Source organism: Coprobacter sp., assembly GCF_982436375.1.
In genome coordinates, this window is the sequence record NZ_CEWDCG010000201.1 from 1 (window position 1) to 5,161 (window position 5,161).

Below are 5,161 nucleotides of genomic sequence, written 5' to 3' on the forward strand. Positions count from 1 at the left end.
GGATAGGATTGTTGTTTTATCTATTTTATGGGAAAGATCATATCGAAGAATGGTGTAAATCGCAAAATTAAAGTAAAAGCAAAGAATTTAAATTCTTTACTTTTACTTCATAAATACGAAATAAACGGCCAATATCAGACATATAAAAGCTGCAAAATGATTCCAGTGTAAAGCTTCTCCTTTAAAAAGAACGGTAGTAAATATGGTGAAGACAATAAGAGTGATGACTTCTTGAATTACTTTTAATTGCATTAAGCTGAAAGGTCCTCCGTTCCCGTTAAATCCGATACGGTTTGCTGGTATTTGAAATGAATATTCGGCGAGAGCAATTCCCCATGAAAATAAGATTACAGCGTATAAAGGCCAGTTCGAAATGACTTTCATTTCTTGAAGTTTCAGATGACCGTACCATGCAAAAGTCATAAAAATGTTCGATACGGTTAATAGTAGAATAGTGTAAACTCCTTGCATGTTATAATTGTTTTTTATGTTGTGTTGTTTTATGAGTCTGTCTTAATTTTGCTCGGGTCGGGTTCTATAAATCCCGGTAAGTATTCAGGTTGTATATGGGTCATGCTATTCCATATATGGTTACGTACTTGAGGACTTATTTTTTCTAAGTTTCTTAATACCTCTTTCATTTCAGTACGATTTGATGATTTTTCATAAGGACAGACTTTTTCTTGTTTGATATATCCCGATAGTTGTGATAATCGGAGGAGGTCTTTTTCCTCTATCAGACAAAGCGGACGGATAAGAGTCATTTTAAATTTGCTCATCGATAAACGAGGAGGCATAGTCCCGAATGAGCCTTGAAATGCCATATTCATAAGCAAGGTTTGTATTATATCGTCTTGATGATGCCCTAGAGCTATTTTATTACATTGCTGTTCTTTGGCTATGGAGAACATCGCTTTGCGCCGATACCATGAGCAGAGGAAACAAGGAGATTTTCGTTTGTCGTTTTCAGGATCAAACTCCGTCGTGTATTCGAGGAATGGAATGTCCGATTGTTCACAATGCTTTTTCAAATAAGACGTGTCGCTTTTATATGAAATATTTTTCATACGTATGTGGACGGCTATTGCCGTAAATCGGGGAGAAAATATTTTCATCCGTTTTCCTAACAACTCGACCAGAGCGATAGAATCCTTTCCTCCTGATAATCCGATAAGAATGCGGTCTCCGTTTTCTATTAACCGGTACGATTCTATCGCTTTTTTTATTTTTTGGTCAAGGTGATATAATAATAGATCTTTTTCACTTTTTTCAGCCATACCCCTCTCTGTTTTTTAAGTTGACAAAAGTAGTATATTTTAGATGATTGGAGAATCGGATTTAGGAAAATATTTTTATCTTTACCCTCATAATTTTATAATCAGAACATACATAGAGGTGATTGTTACGCAACCGTATAAAATTTCCGGAGAACGGTATCTGAAACTTCTTTTCCGGCAATATTGGAAAAGAAACTGGGGCTGGTTTCTTTTGCCGGTATTTATTTTATCGGCGTTGGCTTTTCATACTTCAGATGTTGTGTATGTAGTTATTATATTGGTATTCGGGGCATTTCCTTTTTTGTTGTTAAATGCCTATTTTAAGATCGCTACTCGCCCTCATAACCGTTTTCTCTTATTAGAGAAACAGTTGGATATGGATAATGAGCAGATGATTTTTCATTTTGAAGATGATAAGACGGAAACTGTCAGATGGTCTGATGTAATTAATGCAGAACCGTTTTCGTCATACTATCTGCTTTACCTTGATAAGAATCGTTTTTTCTATATTCCTAAAAGTATATTTTACAATGATGAGGATCGTATTTGGTTCGAACGGGAGATTTTGTTTAAAATAATGTATCGGAATAGGCAAAACATTCCTTAAAAAAGAATATCTTTGTGTATCATCATATTGGATGTGATAAAAAACTGGAAAAATGAGATTGGATATATTGAAACCTTTTATTATTTCTATTGTTGCCTTGAGTTGGAGCATATCGCTTTGCGGACAGGGTTTAGAACGGGCAAAAGAATTATATAAGGCCGGTAAATTTGCAGAGGCTAAACCTATTTTTGAGGAAAATATTCGAAAGAATCCTTCCAACTCGAGTTTGAACCAATGGTATGGAGTTTGTCTTTTTGAAACTGGAGATTATAAAGCGGCCGAGAAGTATCTTAAATATGCGGCATCCCGTAATATATTGGAATCATTTCGTTATTTAGGAAACTTATATTATTTGGATTATCGTTTTGAAGACGCTTTGAGCCAATATAATAAATATTTGGAACAATTGAAGAAGAAAAAGATGAATACGGCGGAGGCGGAGAAGTTGATTAAAAATGCCGAACGAGCCGCCCAAATGCTTCGTCGTGTTGAAGAAGTCCAGATAATCGATAGTCTTATTGTAGATAAAGCATCATTCTTTAAACATTATAAACTTTCTTCCGAGTCGGGAACACTGCATGATTACAATACGTTTTTCAATCTTTCATCGAAAAATAGCAGTACTGTTTATCAAAATCAGCGGGGTGATAAAATCCTTTATGGAGCGAAGACAGCAAAGAACGGGTATGATATTATGACTCGTAGTAAATTGATCGATGATAATTGGGGCGAAGAGATAGTATTACCTGCACCGGTTAACTCCTCGGCAAATGAAAATTACCCTTATTTGTTATCGGATGGAACAACGCTCTATTTTGCGTCTTCCGGTGAAGAATCATTAGGGGGCTATGATATATTTGTCACTCGTTTGAATTTGAATACAGGGAATTACTTGGTTCCTGAAAATATGGGAATGCCTTTTAATTCGATTTATAATGACTATATGTTGGCTATCGATGAATTGAATAATGTAGGATGGTTTGTCAGTGACCGTTTTCAGGAAGAGGATAAGTTGATTGTCTATTTATTTATTCCGAATACGGAGAAAAAGATTTATCGGGGAGGAGATGAAGCGCATGCTCGTTCTTTGGCACGAATCAGTGCGATTAAGGATTCGTGGATAAAAGGCGCTGATTATAAACCTATACTTGAAAAGATTGCCCGTATAAGCAATCCGGACGAAGGTAATACAAAAAAGGGAGATTTCTTGTTTCAGATTAATAACAGAATTACTTATATCACATTAAAGGATTTTGATAGTGATGAAGCCCGAAACTTGTTTATTAAAGCACAAGATATTCGGAAATCGATTCAAGAAACTGAGGATAAATTACAGCGATTGAGGAATGAATATCGACTTGCTCAGAACAAGAAACCATTTGAGTCGCAGATTGTCAGATTGGAGCAAACTTTACTTAAACTTTATGGCCAACCTGAAGAGTTGGAGGCAAAAAGCAGAGCTGAAGAAATTTCATACCTTATCAAGATGCAGAATCAAAAGAAAAAATAGTAGAAACCGATTATGGGAATGGATATCTTTATTATTGCCTTATTAATTTTTATAGGGTTGGTAATGGTTATTCTGGAAGTCTTTTTTTTACCGGGAATAACGATTGCCGGAATCAGTGCCGTTCTTTTTTTTGTAGGAGCTGTTTTTTATGCATTCATGCAATTGGGCGAATTTGCCGGTTATATTACGATTGCTGTTTCGGTTATTGTAACCATTGTCGGAATAGTTATATTTATTCGCTCTCGTAGCCTTGACCGGATGGCTTTGAAGACTACGATAGACTCGGTTGCTCCTACGTTAGTTTCGGATCAAATAAAAGTCGGAGATGAAGGAGTTACTTTGTCTCGTCTTAATCCGATGGGGTCTGTTTTGATAAATGATGTTACTGTAGAAGCCCGTACACGAGAAGATTTTATTGATGAGGATACTCCGGTTGTCGTTGAAAAAGTAGATCGGACTACGGTGATTGTGCAGAAAAAGGAGAATGAAAAACAAGTATAAATTAAAAATGTAAATTTTATGGTGGAATTCAGCTTTTTGCTACTGATCGCTGTTATTGTATTAGTAGTAATTTTCTTTTATTTTGTTCCGTTTCTATTGTGGATATCGGCGATAGTATCCGGTGTCAATATCTCTCTTTTACAGCTTTTCCTGATGCGTATTCGTAAAGTTCCGCCGCAAATTATCGTACGGGCAATGATCGAGGCGCACAAGGCCGGACTAAACGCAATAACCCGAGATGAATTGGAGGCTCATTATCTTGCCGGTGGTCATGTAGAACGTGTTGTTCATGCTTTGGTATCGGCGTCTAAAGCGAATATCGATCTGGGATTCCAAATGGCGACGGCCATCGATCTTGCAGGTCGTGACGTATTTGAGGCGGTACAGATGTCGGTAAATCCGAAAGTGATAGATACCCCTCCGGTTGTTGCTGTGGCAAAAGATGGAATACAGCTGATCGCTAAGGCTCGGGTAACTGTACGTGCGAATATCCGTCAGTTGGTTGGTGGAGCTGGAGAAGATACTATTTTGGCACGTGTCGGAGAGGGTATTGTCTCTTCTATCGGTTCATCGGAATCCCATAAATCTGTATTGGAAAATCCGGACTCTATATCTAAGTTGGTTCTGAAAAAAGGATTAGATTCGGGAACTGCATTTGAAATACTTTCTATCGATATAGCCGACATTGATATAGGCAAAAATATCGGTGCCGGTTTACAGATCGACCAAGCTCAAGCAGATAAGAATATTGCTCAGGCAAAGGCTGAAGAAAGGCGGGCAATGGCCATAGCCCTTGAACAGGAGATGAAGGCGAAAGCTCAGGAAGCTCGGGCTAAGGTAATAGAGGCTGAGGCTGAAGTTCCGAAAGCTATGGCTGAAGCGTTCCGGTCGGGTAATCTTGGCATAATGGATTATTATAAAATGAAAAATATAGAGGCGGATACGACGATGCGGGAAGCCATAGCGAAACCTTCAGCCGGCCCTTCTAAATAAGAAAATATTTAATATAGAATATTAGTGAGGTGCATTTCAAAAGTTGGATGTAAGACTTTTGAGATGCACTTCGTTTTTTATTTTTAGCCGTACAACATGTTGATGTGTGGTTTGAAGTGTAGAATTTATCTACAAATATGTGGAGGGGTAGCAATATCGTATATTTCCTTATCTTGAAATTAATTATCTGATAATCATTTATTTATTATTCTTTTCTTTATAAGGTATCATTCTTGTAGTATAATTGGTAGACAGTTTATAGATATTGTGTTG

At 37.1% G+C, this 5,161-nt stretch carries 6 protein-coding genes; 4 read left to right on the forward strand and 2 right to left on the reverse strand.

The features are described 5' to 3' along the window. Positions 1-102: 102 nt before the first annotated feature. Positions 103-471, reverse strand: a complete 369-nt coding sequence (locus tag AC1WHX_RS10245; protein ID WP_278583914.1) for a DMT family protein — start codon at positions 469-471, stop codon at positions 103-105. Between the two features lie 29 nt (positions 472-500). After that, positions 501-1,277: a tRNA 2-thiocytidine biosynthesis TtcA family protein gene (locus AC1WHX_RS10250; protein WP_122337698.1), complete on the reverse strand. Its 777-nt coding sequence runs from the start codon at positions 1,275-1,277 to the stop codon at positions 501-503. Between the two features lie 43 nt (positions 1,278-1,320). On the opposite strand from AC1WHX_RS10250, the gene AC1WHX_RS10255 reads away from it, so the two are divergent. The 4 genes from AC1WHX_RS10255 to floA are packed head-to-tail and all read left to right on the forward strand — an operon-like array spanning position 1,321 to position 4,888. Then, complete coding sequence (locus AC1WHX_RS10255; protein ID WP_122337697.1) at positions 1,321-1,884, forward strand: YcxB family protein; 564 nt, start codon at positions 1,321-1,323, stop codon at positions 1,882-1,884. Between the two features lie 52 nt (positions 1,885-1,936). After that, entirely contained in the window at positions 1,937-3,394 is a 1,458-nt protein-coding gene (locus tag AC1WHX_RS10260; RefSeq protein ID WP_122337696.1) for a tetratricopeptide repeat protein, read from the forward strand. 12 nt (positions 3,395-3,406) lie between these two features. After that, positions 3,407-3,895 (forward strand): NfeD family protein, encoded by a 489-nt coding sequence (locus AC1WHX_RS10265; RefSeq protein ID WP_009317421.1) that lies wholly within the window; start codon positions 3,407-3,409, stop codon positions 3,893-3,895. A 21-nt stretch (positions 3,896-3,916) separates the two neighbouring features. Beyond that, positions 3,917-4,888 (forward strand): flotillin-like protein FloA, encoded by a 972-nt coding sequence (gene floA, locus AC1WHX_RS10270; RefSeq protein WP_187119529.1) that lies wholly within the window; start codon positions 3,917-3,919, stop codon positions 4,886-4,888. The last annotated feature ends 273 nt before the right edge of the window (positions 4,889-5,161 follow it).

What these genes read in the sequence shown, in the direction of transcription:
- AC1WHX_RS10260 (WP_122337696.1), top strand. Translation starts at nt 1,937, where the DNA reads ATGAGATTGGATATATTGAAACCTTTTATTATTTCTATTGTTGCCTTG.
- AC1WHX_RS10250 (WP_122337698.1), bottom strand. Translation starts at nt 1,277, where the DNA reads ATGGCTGAAAAAAGTGAAAAAGATCTATTATTATATCACCTTGACCAA.
- AC1WHX_RS10255 (WP_122337697.1), top strand. Translation starts at nt 1,321, where the DNA reads ATGATTGGAGAATCGGATTTAGGAAAATATTTTTATCTTTACCCTCAT.
- AC1WHX_RS10265 (WP_009317421.1), top strand. Translation starts at nt 3,407, where the DNA reads ATGGGAATGGATATCTTTATTATTGCCTTATTAATTTTTATAGGGTTG.
- AC1WHX_RS10245 (WP_278583914.1), bottom strand. Translation starts at nt 471, where the DNA reads ATGCAAGGAGTTTACACTATTCTACTATTAACCGTATCGAACATTTTT.